The sequence below is a fragment of the Lelliottia nimipressuralis genome (assembly GCF_041464075.1).
GTDB classification, from domain to species: Bacteria; Pseudomonadota; Gammaproteobacteria; order Enterobacterales; family Enterobacteriaceae; genus Enterobacter; species Enterobacter nimipressuralis.
The window spans coordinates 1452647-1469701 of record NZ_CP167172.1 but is presented as its reverse complement, the minus strand read 5'-3'; the positions used below and the strand labels follow the sequence as shown (position 1 = coordinate 1469701).

Here is a 17055-nt window from a genome sequence, read left to right as displayed (position 1 = left end):
TTTCTGGAAATAAATGACAGCCGGTGATTAGTTATAGGTCAGGGTGAAGTTAGTCGTTGCAGTGAACTGACCTTCAGTCACAGTCCCGCCGGTATAAACCGCTGCTGCGCGCAGTGGAATATTCGCTTCGTGTGAAGTGGCATCAATGGTTGTTACCGCAGAAGCGCTGTTTAAATTAATTTGGGTATCGTCTGGGTTATATAAACCCAAGCCAATGCCGGTTACGCCAGTGATAGCCAGCAGTTTTGAATCAGTTGCATCTGCTGTACCGTTTGCGGTGAGGCTAACACCTGCCTGTGCTTCCGGACATTGAGTCAGGTGAATGGTAAAATCTTTCGCAGGAGACTTAGCGCCCTTAGTACCACCGAAGTCAGCAGCAATAATGGTACCTAATTCAATTGCGGCAGAAGTACTTGCTGCATCAATAACACAGCCGGTGGTGTTAATACGGCCATTAACAGTGATAGTACCAGTATTAACAGCAGCTGCGTTTGCGCCCATTGTTGCAGCAGCAGCTGCAGCAAGCACTGTAAGTTTGAACCATGAAGTCATTTTCATTTTTATCCTATCAAGATTATATATTGTTAGTTTATGAATCTAACAACCATTACGGATGCCTCTTTGCCAGACATCTACGTTGGAGTGGATTATTCAGGAAACCTTAATGGCGGTACAGTCAGTAATGCTTACAGATGCATTAAGCTTAACTTAAGGTATGCAAGTATTAATTTATTGACTTTATTCTTACATTGCTAATAAATGTAAATGCTGGTGAACACCTGTCAATTCCTGGCTACTTCTTGAACACCACAAATGAAGGCACCCTTTTTTTAGCGTATTAAACAGACAGTTACACTTTATGCCTTCATGTTAAGTGAACAGATAATAATACGCTTATCAGTGTGTAAAAACGGACTGACTAAATCCTTTAAATAATACTGATTCCTGTTTCGCTATTTAATTCTTGAGAACGCCTGGCTTCTGGCGTAGGTACAATATCTTTTTAACCATGATTTATAAGGAAATTTAAACATGGAAATATGTAAAAAAAATGATTATTCATTAAAGGGTAAATGGCTATTTACGCCGTTCTATTGGCTTCTGCTTTCTCCTTTGAGTGTTTACGCATCCATAACCTATAGCGACGGTAAAGAACATTTTTTTAACTTTTTACCTTCAACAGAAACCACAGCGGATAATGATCCTGCGTTTATCATTACCGGTGCGGGAACCGCAGTTAAGGTTCAGGGGAGTAATAATGCTGGCGATACGCTTATTCCTGAAAAATCAGTTATATCTACTTCAGGAAAAGAGTCCTATGCGTTTAACCTTTCTAACCTTGCCAATTTAACCCTTACCAATGCCGCTATTGACACCAAAAACGCGAGCAGAACCATCAACATAAGCTCCGGTGCATCAGCAACATTGAATAATGCTGATATTAGTGCGAATCAATCAAGAAGTTATGTGGTTTATGTCAGTGGGGCCGGTTCCTCATTTCATGGTGATGATATTCGTATTACCGATACTAACTCTACAGGTACTGGCATCTCTTTGCATTATGGCGCTTCCGCTAACGATCTGAGTAATGTCACTATTACACTCAGTGATGCCATGTATGGGATTCAGCTCGATTCATCTACAGCAGTGATTGATAATCTCACTATCAATCAGTCCTCCACGGGCTATCAAAATGCTATTTATGCCATTGGTTCGAATTCGAACCAAAAAGCGGTGGCAACAATCACCAATGGGCACGTGAATTTTACGGGCAGTAACAGCACAATGATTAATGCCAACGCCTACAGTGACGTTCGGCTGGATGGCGGTATTTATCAGAGCTATGGCGATAATATCACGGCCTTTTTCTTATCGGGGAAAGAGAGCAGTCTCACGGCCAACAATCTTACACTTATCACGAACGGCGTCAGATCCAACGCTATTGATGCTCGCAATAATATGCATATCGATAACGATATTGTTAAGACGACAGGGGATAAATCGTATGCCTTGTATGTCGACTCTGGTGATATGACCTATAACCAGCTCCCGCCTGTCACCCTGACGGCCTCCAACATGACGCTGGTTACAGAGGGAAATAGTTCTGCTGCGGCAGTCGCCGCGTGTTCCGCCAACATCGCCTGCACAGGTATCCTTGATATCAGCAACTCCTCAATTACGACCTCCGGTACGGGTAGTTACCTGCTGGCGGCGATGAATGATGCCATCATTACTGCGGAGTCTGTTACTGGACACTCTTCGGGCGAGAATGCCGATTTAATACGCTCATACGCAAACAGTAATATCACGCTTAAAGGGAGCCAACTGAGTGCAACGGGAGCCAATGCGAACGCGATTTATGGAACGGGGTTTGATGCGGACAACCCGGCGATAGTCACGCTTATTAACAGTGACCTGAGCAGCGCCGCTGCCGAAGGAATCATCATTTCGGGTGCGAATGAGCAAATCAATGTGAACGATCATTCAACGATTACCAGCGGCAGCGGTATTTTGTTGCGTGCGAACAGCACTATCAATACGAGTACCGGGGTGATTACTGCGAGCAAGGTGAACCTATCGGCCAGTGATTCACTCCTTGAGGGTGACATTATCGCGGCTCAGGGAAACCTTGTTGATGTTTATCTGAATTCGGACTCGCAATGGAAGGGTGCAACCGAGACCACTAACAGCGTAAATATTGATGCTACCAGTAAATGGGTTATTCCTGATAATTCTACGGTTAATACATTGAATTCCGCAGGGAATGTCTTTTTCTCTCATACAGGAAGTACTTATTCTACGCTGAATATCAACGGAAACATGAACGGTGATGGTATTTACCACATCAATACATTCCTGGATGATAGTAACTCCCCCACCGATACCATCCATGTGACGGGTGACGTTACCGGCAGTAATATTCTGTATGTTAACAATACGGGTGGTCAGGGTGATTACACTCCGGCTAACGGCATTCAGGTTATACAGGTCGACGGTACCAATACCGAGGGCAGTAACGCCTTTACGCTTGGAAACACCGTTTCTGCTGGCGCGTTTAACTACACGTTGCACAAAGGCGACATTTCAAGCGGCGAAGGGGAAAACTGGTACCTGAGTGATTGTGCTGATTATACGTGCTCCGAAGCTATTCCGGACCCGGTTCCCGATCCGGACCCGACGCCAGAACCCGACCCAACTCCTGATCCTACTCCTGATCCAGACCCGACTCCTGATCCAGACCCTGTTCCCGATCCAGACCCGGCTCCAGAACCAGAACCGACCCCTGATCCAGAGCCAGCGCCGGAACCCGATCCTGTTCCGGACCCGACACCTGCCCCAACCCCGTCTGATGCAAACCTGCCATGGCGTGAAGAGGTGCCTTCTTATCTTGCAGCCCCTACTTTGCTCATGAATTATGGATTTGATGCTATCGGCACTTATCATCAACGTAATGGTAGTAACGTTATGCACACAGACGAGACATGGGCGCGGACAGCGTATCAGCATACAAACTATGATGCCGGTCGTTATAGCTATGATACGGATATGAGCTTAATCCAGTTTGGTCAGGATTTATTGTGGGATAAAACCACTGATGGCGGGGAAATTCGTGCAGGTATTATGGCGACGTTGGGCCGCCAAACCACAGATTCCGAAGACAGTTTACGCCGTCATAATCCCTCTCTCTCGACAAAAACTGGCAGCATTGACAGTCGTATTTACAGCTTAGGCGGGTATTACACTCTGAAAACCCACGAGGGCGCGTACATTGACGTTGTCGGTCAGGGAAGCTGGTACAAAACCGATTATGACAGCACCCATGACGCCAGTCAGAATGGCTATGGTGCCGCACTGTCAGTGGAAGTGGGTAAGCCGTTTGTTCTTTATCAAAATCTCAAAGTAGAACCTCAGGCGCAGATTATTTATCAGTACCTTAATCTCGAGGATTTTAACGACGAGATCAGTTCAGTTTCAGGCGTTTCCATGAGTAACGGACAGGGTCGAACAGGCCTTCGTTTCTTCATGGATAATCCAGACTGGACCCCTTATTTAGCAATTAATGCCGTCAGCGTTATGGGTGATGAAGCAAACGTGCAAATTGCCGATAAACGTACACAAGCAGATTTCGGTAAAGACTGGTGGCAGAGTGCAGCGGGCGTCACCGTAAGTCTTGGAGAGAATACCCTCTTGAATGCTGATGTGAGTTACCAGAAAGGTTTTGGTTCTGACATCGAGGGATACAGCGCGAATGCAAATGTGAAAGTCTCTTTCTAAGACCACGAGAAAAAGGAGCTGAGCTGTGGCTATACTATTCTTTATGTGAATATATCGCAGAGTGAAGTCACAGCTTTGTCCATCATTCATCAGGGATTTGAAAATGACAGAAAATTCGCTTATCGCAAATATTAGTAGAGTCAAAGGATTTGATTTAAATCTTCTTTTAATCTTTGAAGCCATTTATGTTCACAAGAGCGTATCTAAAGCGGCGGAACTGCTGTGTGTTAGCCCTTCGGCCGTCAGTCAGTCATTGACGAAGCTACGCAGTTTTTTCTCCGATCCCCTTTTTATCCGCGAAGGGAGAGGACTTGTGGCGACCACTATTGCAGAAAATTTGCATAATCAGTTACGTGCAGGTTTCAGGCAGCTACTCGGTAGCCTTGATTATTTCAAGGATACAACGACCCGCAGCAAATTTGTGGTCCACTCAACGCCCTATGCGGCGATGCGCATCTTACCTCATGTGAGCGCTGAGGTTCTAAAAGAAGGGCTTAACTGTGAAATAAGCCATATCAGCGCAGATGCACTACTGGATACCATTGAAGATGCGTTGACCTACCGCAAAGCCGATATCGTCTTTGACACTAAGCCTTATTATAATTTTTCCACCGTGGTAGAGCCGTATCTGGTTGAGCAGACTGTTCCTATTTGCCGGGTGGATCATCCACGGTTAAAGAAGACGCTGACATATGAGGAGATGGCGTTTGAAACCTCCAGCTTCCTGAATGCCGGTTCTGAAAACGTCAAACGCACGCAGACGGGGATTATGGAGTATTTAGGCGATCGCAACTTTTTCTTTAGCAGCAGCTCCATTATTGTTAACGCCGCCATTGTAGAAAAATCAGACGTGGTCAGTTTCGTGCCCGCCTGGTTTGCTGAAAAATTTGCGTCCAGCTTCAATATTAAAGTGCTGGAATGCAATTTCACTCTGGAACCGGTCACCATGTATATGACGTACAATAAAGCTTCCTTGAAAAGCCCACACTTTCTTTAGCTTTTACAGGTACTTAACAAATTCAAAGAGTTGTGAATCAAAGGGAATAGCCTGCACAACGGTTATGGCTATTCCCTTCATAACACCACAGCCTTCCCCCTACTGTACTCTTCAAAGGTTAGCGCATCATTGCTATTTTTTTGAGCAAATCATTTTTATCTTTTCGTCTGGAAGGATCTTTTAAATAGTTAATGTATAAACTTGTTTTTTTGACATTCAATTTAAATTTATAATTTAACGATTTGATATCAAAAGATGCGTGAAGCTTCAAATAAATATTCAATGGAATAACACAAATAATATCGCTTACCTCCACCATTGCCAGCAAGTCAAGATAGTAATGACTGGAGAAAAATACGTTTGCGGTTTGCCCCTCATCCAGTAAGTTATCAAAAAGTGAGGAACACCCTAGCGCCGCCTGTTTTTCATAGGAAAATTCTTTCAGCGAGATCGAGTCCGAAAGCCTGGGGTGATCGTTACGGCAAACAATCGCATAATCTTCCTTAAACAGTCGCTTGAAGAAAATGTCTTCATGTTGAATAGGCTCATAGTCAAAAATAACATCCGCCTTATTGCTCAACAACAAATCGGCCCTTCCCTCTGGCGAAACGGGAAGAGCGGTATGCTCCAGGGGAAAGGAGATGGATTGCTCCATCAACAAATAGGTGACAGGGATAACGGTTGCAGCGATATGCGGCGCGCAGGCAAAGACGAAACGTTGTTTGTCTGTTTCCACATTAGCAGACTGAACGTCTTGCTGGTTATTCAATATGGCCAGGGACTCGGTATGCAAGCGCTTTGCAAATTCTGTCGGTATCAGCGAATTTTTTTCACGGATAAAAAGCACATCGTTATATAAAAGCCGTAGTTTTTTTATGGCCAGGTAGACGCTTGAGTGAGAAATACTCAACGCAAAAGCTGTCTGGCTCATGCTTTTCGTTTTCATGACTGTATTAAAAATTCGTATGCGGCCTATTTCTGCTTTACTTAATTTATGATGAATCATCTATAATCTTCCATAATCAGTTAGCGTTCATTTGAGAATACTCAATCCTTTATACATCTCGCTAATCACGTCACATTCTGTGAAAAAACTTTAGTGCTCCAGGTCAGGCGGTCGGTTAACGATGTCTGTTACTCCTCTGAACGTCAGTCTTTCCTGCATACAGCGGGCAACTTCTCTCGCACACTCCATACCCTGGCATCGGTAAATATTCATTTGCTGCGTTGTATTTTCACTGTCCTGAAGCCTACGGCAGCATTAAAGCCAGAGGGGAAACGCCTACCGAATGGCATACCATTCAACTACTTGATTTACATTGCATACCGGGCGTTAGTTGTACTACCACGAGTATCAGACAGGACTCAGCGCCTGGCTATGGGTAAATATCAGGGAGAATGACAGTGGTATTCCAACGCTGGCGAGACTGATTCGCCCCCGCTGTATGCATTAATGCTTTTCAATCGATTAATTTTCATTGTTTATGAATCTGAATATTTATTCATCCACGGTTAGAGAAACACTTTCTAAAATGAAAGAATGTGGACTAGACAAAACAACTTTATCTACAATAGTAAAATATTAACGCTTTGATGTCTGCGTTATCACTATTTAGTTTTGCTAAATGACTATTTAGCGCTTTTATATAGTGAGCGCGCCAGTATAAATGACTTATGTTTGTCAACTCTACAGCAGAAATCAATCCGGCAGCTGTGTCGGCGCTCTCCTTAAACAGTTTTGCCACCAGGGTTAAAACCTGGCCATGCAAAAGCCCCCTGCAGAGACTATCCACAGGGGGCTTTATTGATTCACATCAGTCAGCGGGTACGGATAACAATCTCGTTAAGCCTGATTGTAAACCTTATACAGACACTTTTTACTTCTCCGCCATAGCGAGCATCTTCGTTGATATTAGAAGCGAGATAAACTAAGCACAGCCTGAATAATGACAATTACCCTTTCAATTGATTCTGACGATATTCGCCCTGACGCTCCAGCATCCAGCCCGGATATTCCCGCGGCAGCGCGCTGACGGCATCGAGCTGTTTCAGTTCGTCATCACTCAGGCGAATATTCGTTGCGGCAATGTTGTCATCAAGCTGATCCACGCGTTTGGCTCCGATGATAACGCTGCTCACCACTTTCTGATTCAGCAGCCACGCCAGCGCGATTTGCGCGACTGAAATGCCTTTGCTTTCGGCTATGGTGCGCATCACGTCCACGCAGTCGAACGCGCGCTCTTTCTCCACCGGCGGGAAATCGAATTCCAGACGACGTCCACCCGCCTCGCTCTGGCCGTCACGACCGTATTTGCCGCTCAGTAACCCCCCCGCCAGCGGGCTCCAGACCATCAGCCCGACACCTTCGCTTTGCAGCATCGGCACCAGTTCACGTTCCAGATCGCGCCCGGCAATGGTGTAGTACGCCTGTAGCGAGGCAAAACGCGCCAGCCCGAGACGCTCGGAGATCCCCAGTGCTTTCGCAATCTGCCATGCCGCCCAGTTAGAGACACCGATGTAGCGCACATGGCCATGTTGCACCAGATTATCGAGGGCGTAGAGCGTCTCTTCGATCGGCGTTGCCGGATCGAAACCGTGCAGTTGATAGAGATCGATATGATCGAGCTGCATACGGCGCAGGCTCTCTTTAACGCTGCTGATGATGTGATAGCGCGAACTGCCGCGTGAGTTAACGCCAGCGGTGCCGGTTTCACCGAACACTTTGGTGGCGACAACGACGTTTTCACGCGGGATTTTGAGGTTTTTCAGCGCCTGGCCGGTGATCTCCTCCGAGCGCCCTTCTGAATAGACGTTCGCAGTATCGATAAAGTTAATTCCGGCATCCAGCGCACGGCCAACCAGTTTTTCCGCATCGCTCTGCTGAAGCTGGCCGATTTTTCCCCACATGCCACCTTCCCCGCCGAAGGTCATGGTGCCAAGGCAAAGCTCAGAAACAAACAGACCGGTATTGCCCAGTTTTTGATAACGCATATGACGTTCCTCACAATGTTCGTTTGATGGGTGCCGGACAGTTATACCCCGCGCCTGCAAAACGCGAATGTGGCGTTCCTGTTTGTTTCTTGCCCAATCCTCTGAACGTTATCCGCGCGGGGCGTCGCCAAACACTGAATAGTCCGGCAAATTCACCTGCTGATACGGCTCCCAGCCTCCGCCGAGGGCCTTGTAGAGCGCCACCAGATCGAGAGCACTCTGCACCTGCGACTGCGCACGCTGCTGCTGCGCCTGAGCCAGCTGGCGCTGAGCATCCAGCACGTCGATAAAGCTGGCGATCCCTTGACGATAGCTGTCGCTCGCCAGATCGAACGCGTTTTGCAGTGCGTCGATGGTTTTGCCTAAGCCCGCTTCCCGCTGCTGGTCCGTGCGATAGCTCACCAGCGCGTTTTCCACATCGCCGAGCGCGGTGAGTACCGTCTGACGATAGTCGAGCACGGCGGCGCCCTGCTGCGCGCGCGCCACTTTGACGCTCGAAACTAACCGCCCGCCCTGGAAAATCGGGATCGATACCTGCGGACCGACGCTATAGAAATGGCTGCTCCAGTCGGTGAGCCAGTTGGTTTCACTGTTGCGCAGGCCAAACTGGCCGGAGAGCGACACGCTCGGGAACAGCTCGGCAACGGAGACACCAATTTGCGCCGTCGCGGCGTGAAGATTGGCCTCCGCCTCGCGCACATCCGGGCGGCGACGGGCGAGCGTCGACGGAATACCTGTCGGCACAATGTCTGGCAATGCGGGCAGCGGCTGAACAGAACGCAGCTCGCTGTCCAGCGCACCCGGCGGTTTACCCAGCAGAATCGCCAGACCGTTCATCGCCTGACGCTCCTGGGCCTGATACTGCGGCAGTTGCGCTTCCAGATTGCCCAGCTGCGCGCGGGCATTTTCCACGTCCATCTGCGGTGACAGACCGCCACGCTGGCGGCTTTCGGTCAGATCGAGCGTTTGCTGTGCGCTCTCAATTTGCGTATTGAGCGTCGCCATCACGCTTTGCGCCCCGCGCAGTTGCAGCCAGGTCCGCGCCACTTCCGCTTCCAGAGAGACCAGGGCGTCGTTGCGCTGTTCGATAGCCGCACGCTGCTGGGCTTCGGCACCTTCCACCTGACGGCGCACTTTGCCCCACAGATCGAGTTCCCATTGGGCATCAAAACTTCCCTGATAGAGATTTATCGGCTGGGTGAGCGGCCCCAGCGCCCCTTTCAGATCGGGATCAACGTCATCCAGCTGATCGTAAACACCGTGCGATTTTAGCTCCCCCTCCAGCCCCAATTGCTGGCGGGTCGCCTGCAGATTACCGTTCACCGAGGGATAAAACGCCCCACCTGCCTGGTTTATCTGTTCGCGGGCACCGGCGATGCGCAGGACGGTTTGCTGCAGCGAGAGGTTTCCGGCAATCGCCCGCTCAACCAGGCTGTCGAGCTGCGCGGAGCCAAACGTTTTCCACCAGCGCGGGTTTACCGCACTGCTCTGCGTTTGTGACTTCACGCTCGCATCGCCAGGATCGTTCCATGTCGTAGGCGTCTGCGGTGCGGGCGGCTGGTAATCAGGCCCTACGGCGCACCCCGCTAACAGCAGCATTAAAAACAGGGGGGATAAACGTCTGTACATCATCAATGTGCTCCTGCACTCCCCTCGCTTTTCACCGGCGAGAGCAACAAACAAAACGGGATCAGTAATAGCGCCACCGCGCTCAGGATCGTGAAAACGTCCACGTAGGCCAGGAAGCGCGACTGTTCAATCATGGTCTGATACATGCGTCCGGTAGCGATATCCAGCGGATTGCCAACCTGAGTAGTGAAGTTCTGAATGGCCTGCGCCGACTCCCGCAGCGCCAGTTGGAACTGCTCATTAAAAGGCGACGCGTGATAGGACAGATGCGCGCTGTGCGTCTGCGCACGTTCCGTGATTGCGGCGGTGGAAAGCGAGATCCCAATCGAACCCGCGACGTTACGGAACATGGTAAACAGCGCGGCGGCGTCGGCGTTAAGCCGCCTCGGTATCGAAATAAACGCAATGGTGGTGAGCGGAACAAAAAGGAACCCCAGCCCGAACGACTGGGCGCTACGAAACAGCACCAGGGTTTCGAAATCGATATCCGGCGTCAGGGTGCGTGACCAGAAAAACGACACCGCGAGACAGGCAAAACCAAAGGCGATGATCCAGCGCGTCTGCACGACGGGCATCAGCTTTAACACCAGCGGAATGGTCAGGACAATCAGCACCGCACCGGGCGAGAGCACCATCCCCGACCAGGTGGCGGTGTAACCCAGATCCTGCTGGGCAAGCTGCGGGATCACAACCGAACTGCCGTACAAAATCATCGCCATTCCGGCCATTAAGAGGCTGGCGACGGCAAAGTTTTTGTCCTTCATGCAGCGCAGATCGACCACCGGTTTTTTGGCATACAGGAGCCAGTAAATCGCGCCGATGATGCCAATAAGTGTCAGTACCGCAAAGGTGCGGATAAAGTTTGAATAGAACCAGTCGTCATCCTCGCCGCGGTCGAGCATCACCTGCAGGCAGCCGAGGCCCAGAGCGATAAGGCCAATCCCGGTCCAGTCGATACTCAGTTTTTCTTCGGATTTACGCTCCCAGGGCGGATCTTCCAGCAGCTGATAAATCGCCAGTACCGTCACGATCCCAACGGGAATATTGATAAAAAAGACCCAGCGCCAGGAGTAGTTATCAGTTATCCAGCCACCAAGCGTCGGCCCCAGCACCGGGGCGACGATGATCGCAATCGACGACAGGCCAAAGGCTTTGCCGCGATCCTCGGGTTTGAAGTAATCGAGCAGCACCGACTGCTGCGTCGGCTGAAGGCCGCCACCAAAAAAGCCCTGCATGATGCGAAACAGAATGATTTGCCACAGCTCCGTCGCGATACCGCACAGAAAGGAGCAGATGGTGAACATCACGATACAGATCAGGAAGAACTGCTTGCGCCCAAACACCCGGCTCAGAAACGCGGAGATGGGCAGCACAATACCGTTGGCAACCAGATAGCTGGTGAGCACCCAGGTCGACTCGTCGTAGCTTGCCGAGAGCGAGCCTGCCACGTGCGGCAGCGCCACGTTAACGATGGTGGTATCAAGGATCTCCATAAACACCGCGAGCGTGACCACAATCGCCACCGCCCAGGGATTACTGGCGGGCCGCCAGTTGTCGTGGCTGTGATCCGTCATTCCAGCGTGACCTTCGGCTCAACGGAAAGGCCCAGCGGCAGAGGCATGTTCGGGTCCAGCCCTTTGTCGATCACGATTTTCACGGGGACGCGCTGCACGATTTTCACAAAGTTGCCGGTAGCGTTTTCCGCCGGGAAGGCCGAGAAACGCGCGCCGCTCCCCTGCTGAATACTGTCGATGTGCCCTTCCAGCTTCATGTCCGGCCAGGCATCCACGGTGATCGCCACTTTATTGCCCGGACGCATACGCTCAAGCTGCGACTCTTTGAAGTTCGCCACCACCCAGATATCCGGTGAGACCAGCGAAAAGAGCGCTGTTCCAGCCTGCACCAGGGTACCCGGCTGGACGTTACGTTTGGTGACAAACCCATCAAACGGGGCGCGCACTTCGGTGTAAGAGAGATTCAGCGTGGCGGTTTCGAGCTGAGCTTTCGCCTGATCGACCTGGCGTTCACGCGCTTCAACGTTGGTTTCCTGCTGGCGGATCTGGAGCTGGACCTGCTCCGCCACTTCCAGCTGTGCCTGGGCGCTGGCCAGACCGGCCTGAGCGCTGCGCAGCTGGGCGTTCGCAGAATCAATGCTTTGTTGCGTGGTGGCGCGCGGATCGACACCGCGTTGACGGCGATATTCAGCCTGCGCGTTCGCCATATCCGCCTGCGCTTTCAGCACCTGCGCTTTCGCTTCGTCCCGCTGGGCCGGATATTGCACTTTTGAGAGCGCCAGCTGAGCCTGTGCCTGGTGCAACTGCGCCACGGCCAGCCCTAACTGCGCCTGCGCCTGATCGCGCTGAGCGGTGGTGTCACGCGGATCGATAACGACCAGCAGATCGCCCTTTTTCACCCGCTGATTATCACGCACGCGCAGTTCGGTAACGTAGCCCGCCGCTTTCGGGGCAATAGTCACCACGTCTGCATCGGTAAACGCATCGTCGGTGGTCTCTTCATTTCGGGTCAGAAGCCACCACACCAGCGCCACGATAACCATGATGACCACCACTATCCCAAGGATAATGAGAGGCTTTTTACCCGGGCGTTTGCGCTCGCTTTTTTCATTTTGATCTGCGCTTTCGTTTTGTTCCGCGTTTTCGTTTGTCTCTGCCATATGCCAACAACGTTCCTGTCAGTGAACGGCATCACAGTTATGCCGTTCACTAAAGTTAGGACGTTGCTATACATTTGCCAGGAAAAGCTGACAATTAGCGCACTATATGAGAAGGAATAATCCGAAACCGACCGCGGCCGCCCACACTAGCATTGGCAGGGACCAGAGGTGGAATCGCCACCAGATCCGGCGGTTATTTGCCATACGCAGCGCAATCAGATTGGCGAGCGATCCCGGCAGCAGGCCGAAACCGCCGACGTTAACAGCCCAGGCCAGCAGCACCGTTGGCGGCACGTAGTTGATGAGCAGAATGGTCGAGGGAACATTACTGATAAATTGCGACAATCCGATGGCCGTCAGCCACAGGCCGAGCGGCGAGAGTCCACTCACGCTGTGCAACGCGCCCTGCAATACCGGCAACTGGATCAGCAGATGCACATCGATAAACATCGCCATAAAGACCAGCAGCAGCGTCCAGTCGACGCTGATCAGCACCCGCCGCGCCAGCAGCAGGAAGCCGCCCGCCACCAGCAGTGCGCCCCAGAGGGCATATTTAAGTTCGAGGGCCGTCAGGAAAATGATGTACAGGGTGAGACACCCCCACACCAGCCGCGCATTCCACGGGGAGGCCTGGGTACCGCTGTGATAGCGAAGCGGTTTCGCCGGAAAGGCAAACCAGCAGACCACCAGCAGAGAGAGCATCATCACCAGCGCGAGAGGCGCCATTTGCCAGGTGAAGGCCGCAAAGGACAATCCGGAACGTCCCCACAGCAAAATGTTCTGCGGATTGCCAATCGGCGTCAGCAACGATCCGGCGTTAACCGCCAGCGCTTCAAAGATGATCAGCCGGTTAACCGGGATCTCGCACAGCTTGCGTAACGTCAGGGTCAGCGGCACGACGATAAACAGCGCCACATCGTTAGTCAGAAACGTCGACAGCAGCGCCGCCGCCAGCACCATAAACAGCGACAGTTTGCGCTCAGTGGCAAAGCGGCGCACCATTTTACGCCCGATGACGTCAAAGTAGCCGCTCTGCTCCACCCCTTTGGTCAACATCATCAGCCCGCTCAGGGTAATAATGGTGTGCCAGTCGATAGCCGCTGGCCAGGACGCAGGCGCAAAGGGAATGAAAAAGCTCAGCCCAACGCCAATCAATAACAGAAGATGGAAAAAGCGATCGCGGGCGAGCGCCCGCAGTCCAGGAATGCTCATTCAGCAGGGGACCCAAATTTACGCGTGAACTCGCGGAATTTCTCCAGCGTTTCTTCGCTGACGTGGTGTTCAATCCCTTCCGAATCGCGGCGGGCCGTGTCTTCGCTCACGCCGAGCACCAGCAAAAAGTTTTCAACGATCTGATGGCGCTCCCGGCTCTCCTGAGCCAGTTTCTCCCCTTCTGGCGTCAGAAACACGCCGCGCCACGGGATCATTTCGATCAGCCCAACCGAGGCCAGACGTTTTAACATTTTGGCAACCGTAGGCTGTGACACCCCAAGCCTCGCAGCCATGTCCACCTGACGCGCTTCACCGACCTCACGAAAGAGATCGGAAATCAGCTCGACGTAGTCATCAATCAGCTCGCGACGGTGCGCCTCACGCACCTGACGAAACCCTTCAACATGCTCTTCAACATTCACCAGTTGCGTCTTTTTTTTTGTAATGGGCTTACCTGCGCGACGGTTCATTGTCCTTCCTCAGTGGGTGACGCCCCTGGCGTCATATATCTTGAGCGCACAGTGTAAACGATCCCTCTACAAGCACAAAAAATTAACGAATTAGCCATAGCTATACAATATAGCCTGTGCTATATCTGTATGTAATGCAGTCACCCTTCACGGATCGAAGGGATCAGAAATCAGGAGGTCACATGAACGAATTCAAGAGGTGTATGAAAGTGTTTAGCCACTCTCCCTTTAAAGTACGCTTGATGCTGTTGAACATGCTGTGCGATATGTTTAACGGTAAATCAGAGCAAAACGATAAACCGTCCCACTAAGCGGCGTCGCGGTACGCCGCTTCATTTTTCCGTCACACTTTCCGCGCAAACTGCCCTGTTAGCCCTCAATTCCCGATCTTTTTTACGGATTTGTAATCCCTCTCGCAAAACATCTTCTTAGCAACTGTTGACCTGAATGCCGACTGGCTCTATCTTCTTGCAGCCCTGCACCAATTGCGGCTCGCTGAAGCGGACCCTCATTCCCTCTCCACGCACTGTCAGGCAGGCTTTGACCCTCGACGCCAGGGTGAGCACATGGCGTTTTCATGATAGTGACCTATGAATTTAACCCTGAAAGAAACATTTATAACCCGCAGTCGGGCCTTAAGCCCGTGGACGGGATTCTACTTTCTGCAATCGCTGCTCATTAACTTTGCGCTGGGCTATCCCTTTAGCCTGCTCTACGCCGTCGCTTTTACCTGTCTGCTCCATTTGATGTGGCGCAGCGCGCCGCGTGCGCAAAAAGTGGTGGTCGGGATCTGCTCGGTCGTCGCGGCGATGTACTACCCGTTTGGTCAGGCGTACGGCGCCCCCAACTTCAACACCCTGCTGGCGCTGCACTCCACCAATATGGAAGAGTCCACGGAGATCCTGACGATCTTCCCGTGGTACAGCTACGTCATCGGCCTGTTTATTTTCGCTCTTGGGGTGATTGCCGTTCGCCGCAAGCCGCAGGAGAAAAAGCCGTGGAGCATGATTGAAAACCTGTGCCTGGTTGTCGGCGTGGCGACCTTTTTTGTCGCGCCGGTGCAAAACCTGGCGTGGGGTGGCGTGTTCAAGCTAAAAGACACCGGCTATCCGGTTTTCCGCTTCGTCAAAGATATTGTGGTGAACAATAAAGAAGTGCTCGATGAGCAGACGCGTATGGCGGAGCTGTCGAACATGAAAGACACCTGGAACGTGCTGGCGGTCAAACCGAAATATCACACCTACGTGGTGGTAATTGGCGAGAGCGCGCGCCGCGATGCGCTGGGCGCATTCGGCGGGCACTGGGATAACACGCCGTTTGCCAGCTCAGTAAACGGCACCCTGTTTACCGATTATGTCGCGGCAAGCGGCTCGACGCAGAAATCGCTCGGCCTGACGCTCAGCCGTGTGGTCGATGGCAAACCGCAGTATCAGGATAATTTCGTGACTCTGGCCAACCGCGCCGGTTTCCAGACCTGGTGGTTCTCCAATCAGGGGCAGATCGGTGAATACGACACGGCCATCGCCAGCATCGCCAAACGTGCGGACGAAGCGCAGTTCCTGAAGAGCGGAGATTTTGAGGCCGATAAAAATACTAAAGACGAAGCCTTACTGAAGATGACGTCGCAGGTCTTCGCCAGCCAGCGCACCCAGCCCCAGCTGATCGTTCTGCATCTGATGGGCTCGCACCCGCAGGCGTGCGATCGTACCCAGGGGAAATATGCGGAATTCGTGCAGTCGAAAGAGACGTCGTGCTACCTCTACACCATGACGCAAACCGACGACCTGCTGAGTAAACTCTATACCCAGCTGCGCAACACCGGCGACAGTTTCTCGATGGTCTACTTCTCAGATCACGGTCTGGCGTTTAAAGAGCGCGGCAAAGAGGTGCAGTACCTGGCCCATGACGATAAGTTCCAGCAGAACTTCCAGGTGCCGTTTATGGTGCTCTCCAGCGATGACAAAACTCATCGCATCATCAAAGCGCGTCGTTCAGCCAATGATTTCCTGAAATTCTTCTCACAATGGACGGGAATTTCGGCAAAAGAGATCGCCAACAGCTATTCGTTCATTTCAAACAAGAAAGCGCCGCCGGTCTATATCACCAACTTCAAGTTACAGAAAGTGGAGTATACCCATCTGGGCACGGATGTTTTTGAGGTGAAAAGCAGGTAAGCTGACGTCGGTCTGGCACCCTCTTCCACTGGGAGAGGGCAAAAAAAAATCCGCCACATTGGGCGGATTTTTTACTGGCTCACCGAAGTGATTAGAAGCGGTAACCCACGCCTGCGATCCAGGTGCCAACGTCAACGTTGCGGATACGGCTCTGCTCATAGGAGAAGTCCAGAGCAACGTTTTCGATTGGGTTGAACTGCATACCTGCGCCGTAGGAGAAACCGTAGTCGCTGGTAGAAGCAGTGCGGTTCAGACTTTCGTTTTCAGTCTGCTGGAATTTACCGTAGCCAACACCTACAACACCGTAGATGCTTGCCCAGTCATTCAGGCGGAAAGCAGGACCAGCGGTAACACCGTAGTACTGAGCTTTGTTATAAGCGCCATCTTCAGAACGATCTTTCTCGGTGTAAGTGAAAGAACCGATCACGCCCAGCGGATTGTTGTCCTGCTCGTAGCGGTACTTCAGGTTGAAGCCGTTAGCTTTGTTTACTACGCCCTGCATATCGCTCTGAGCGTAACCACCGGTAACAGTGGAAGTAGCAGCTACAGCGGTACCTGCGGAAACAGCCAGAACAGCGGCCAGTGCTGAAAGACATGCAATTTTTTTCATAACCACCTCAAATGTGCTTCAAG

General features: G+C 51.4%; 13 protein-coding genes. 4 read left to right on the top strand and 9 right to left on the bottom strand.

Features of this window, described 5'->3' with window-relative positions; all coding sequences use genetic code 11:
* Positions 1 to 27 precede the first annotated feature (27 nt).
* Complete coding sequence (locus ACB496_RS06840; RefSeq protein ID WP_102105197.1) at positions 28 to 558, bottom strand: fimbrial protein; 531 nt, start codon at positions 556 to 558, stop codon at positions 28 to 30.
* A gap of 474 nt (positions 559 to 1032) precedes the next feature.
* Here ACB496_RS06840 and ACB496_RS06835 point away from each other — a divergent pair, with 474 nt between their 5' ends.
* Together ACB496_RS06835 and ACB496_RS06830 are read left to right on the top strand one after the other, a co-directional pair.
* Positions 1033 to 4275, top strand: a complete 3243-nt coding sequence (locus ACB496_RS06835; RefSeq protein WP_371974723.1) for an autotransporter outer membrane beta-barrel domain-containing protein — start codon at positions 1033 to 1035, stop codon at positions 4273 to 4275.
* 103 nt (positions 4276 to 4378) lie between these two features.
* The gene (locus ACB496_RS06830) at positions 4379 to 5272 is read left to right on the top strand and encodes a LysR family transcriptional regulator (RefSeq protein WP_371974722.1); all 894 of its coding nucleotides are present in this window, start codon (positions 4379 to 4381) and stop codon (positions 5270 to 5272) included.
* A gap of 118 nt (positions 5273 to 5390) precedes the next feature.
* Here ACB496_RS06830 and ACB496_RS06825 read toward each other — a convergent pair whose 3' ends face one another.
* The 7 genes from ACB496_RS06825 to mntR all read right to left on the bottom strand — a co-directional run bounded on the left by ACB496_RS06825 (position 5391) and on the right by mntR (position 14248).
* Positions 5391 to 6278, bottom strand: coding sequence for a LysR family transcriptional regulator (locus ACB496_RS06825; RefSeq protein WP_371974721.1), 888 nt, complete (start codon positions 6276 to 6278; stop codon positions 5391 to 5393).
* Between the two features lie 947 nt (positions 6279 to 7225).
* Positions 7226 to 8263 (bottom strand): aldo/keto reductase, encoded by a 1038-nt coding sequence (locus ACB496_RS06820; RefSeq protein WP_371974720.1) that lies wholly within the window; start codon positions 8261 to 8263, stop codon positions 7226 to 7228.
* 108 nt (positions 8264 to 8371) lie between these two features.
* Positions 8372 to 9895, bottom strand: a complete 1524-nt coding sequence (locus ACB496_RS06815; RefSeq protein WP_371974719.1) for an efflux transporter outer membrane subunit — start codon at positions 9893 to 9895, stop codon at positions 8372 to 8374.
* On the bottom strand, positions 9895 to 11466 hold the full coding sequence (locus ACB496_RS06810; RefSeq protein ID WP_371974718.1) for a DHA2 family efflux MFS transporter permease subunit: 1572 nt from the start codon (positions 11464 to 11466) through the stop codon (positions 9895 to 9897). The genes ACB496_RS06815 and ACB496_RS06810 overlap by 1 nt, the downstream gene beginning before the upstream one ends.
* A complete protein-coding gene (locus tag ACB496_RS06805; protein ID WP_100777097.1) occupies positions 11463 to 12566 on the bottom strand; it encodes an HlyD family secretion protein in 1104 nt (367 codons plus the stop codon). Before ACB496_RS06805 ends, ACB496_RS06810 begins: the two co-directional genes overlap by 4 nt.
* Before the next feature lie 102 nt (positions 12567 to 12668).
* Complete coding sequence (locus ACB496_RS06800) at positions 12669 to 13778, bottom strand: anion transporter (RefSeq protein WP_371974717.1); 1110 nt, start codon at positions 13776 to 13778, stop codon at positions 12669 to 12671.
* The gene (mntR, locus tag ACB496_RS06795) at positions 13775 to 14248 is read right to left on the bottom strand and encodes a manganese-binding transcriptional regulator MntR (RefSeq protein ID WP_102105205.1); all 474 of its coding nucleotides are present in this window, start codon (positions 14246 to 14248) and stop codon (positions 13775 to 13777) included. Before mntR ends, ACB496_RS06800 begins: the two co-directional genes overlap by 4 nt.
* Positions 14249 to 14430: 182 nt before the next feature.
* Here mntR and mntS point away from each other — a divergent pair, with 182 nt between their 5' ends.
* Both mntS and ACB496_RS06785 read left to right on the top strand, forming a co-directional pair.
* Entirely contained in the window at positions 14431 to 14559 is a 129-nt protein-coding gene (gene mntS, locus ACB496_RS06790; RefSeq protein ID WP_107703991.1) for a manganase accumulation protein MntS, read from the top strand.
* 279 nt (positions 14560 to 14838) lie between these two features.
* Positions 14839 to 16422, top strand: a complete 1584-nt coding sequence (locus tag ACB496_RS06785; protein ID WP_371974716.1) for a phosphoethanolamine transferase — start codon at positions 14839 to 14841, stop codon at positions 16420 to 16422.
* Between the two features lie 91 nt (positions 16423 to 16513).
* On the opposite strand, the gene ompX is transcribed toward ACB496_RS06785, so the two are convergent.
* Positions 16514 to 17032 carry an outer membrane protein OmpX gene (ompX, locus tag ACB496_RS06780; protein WP_100777103.1) on the bottom strand — a complete coding sequence of 173 codons (519 nt, stop codon included), beginning with the start codon at positions 17030 to 17032 and terminating at the stop codon, positions 16514 to 16516.
* Positions 17033 to 17055 lie beyond the last annotated feature (23 nt).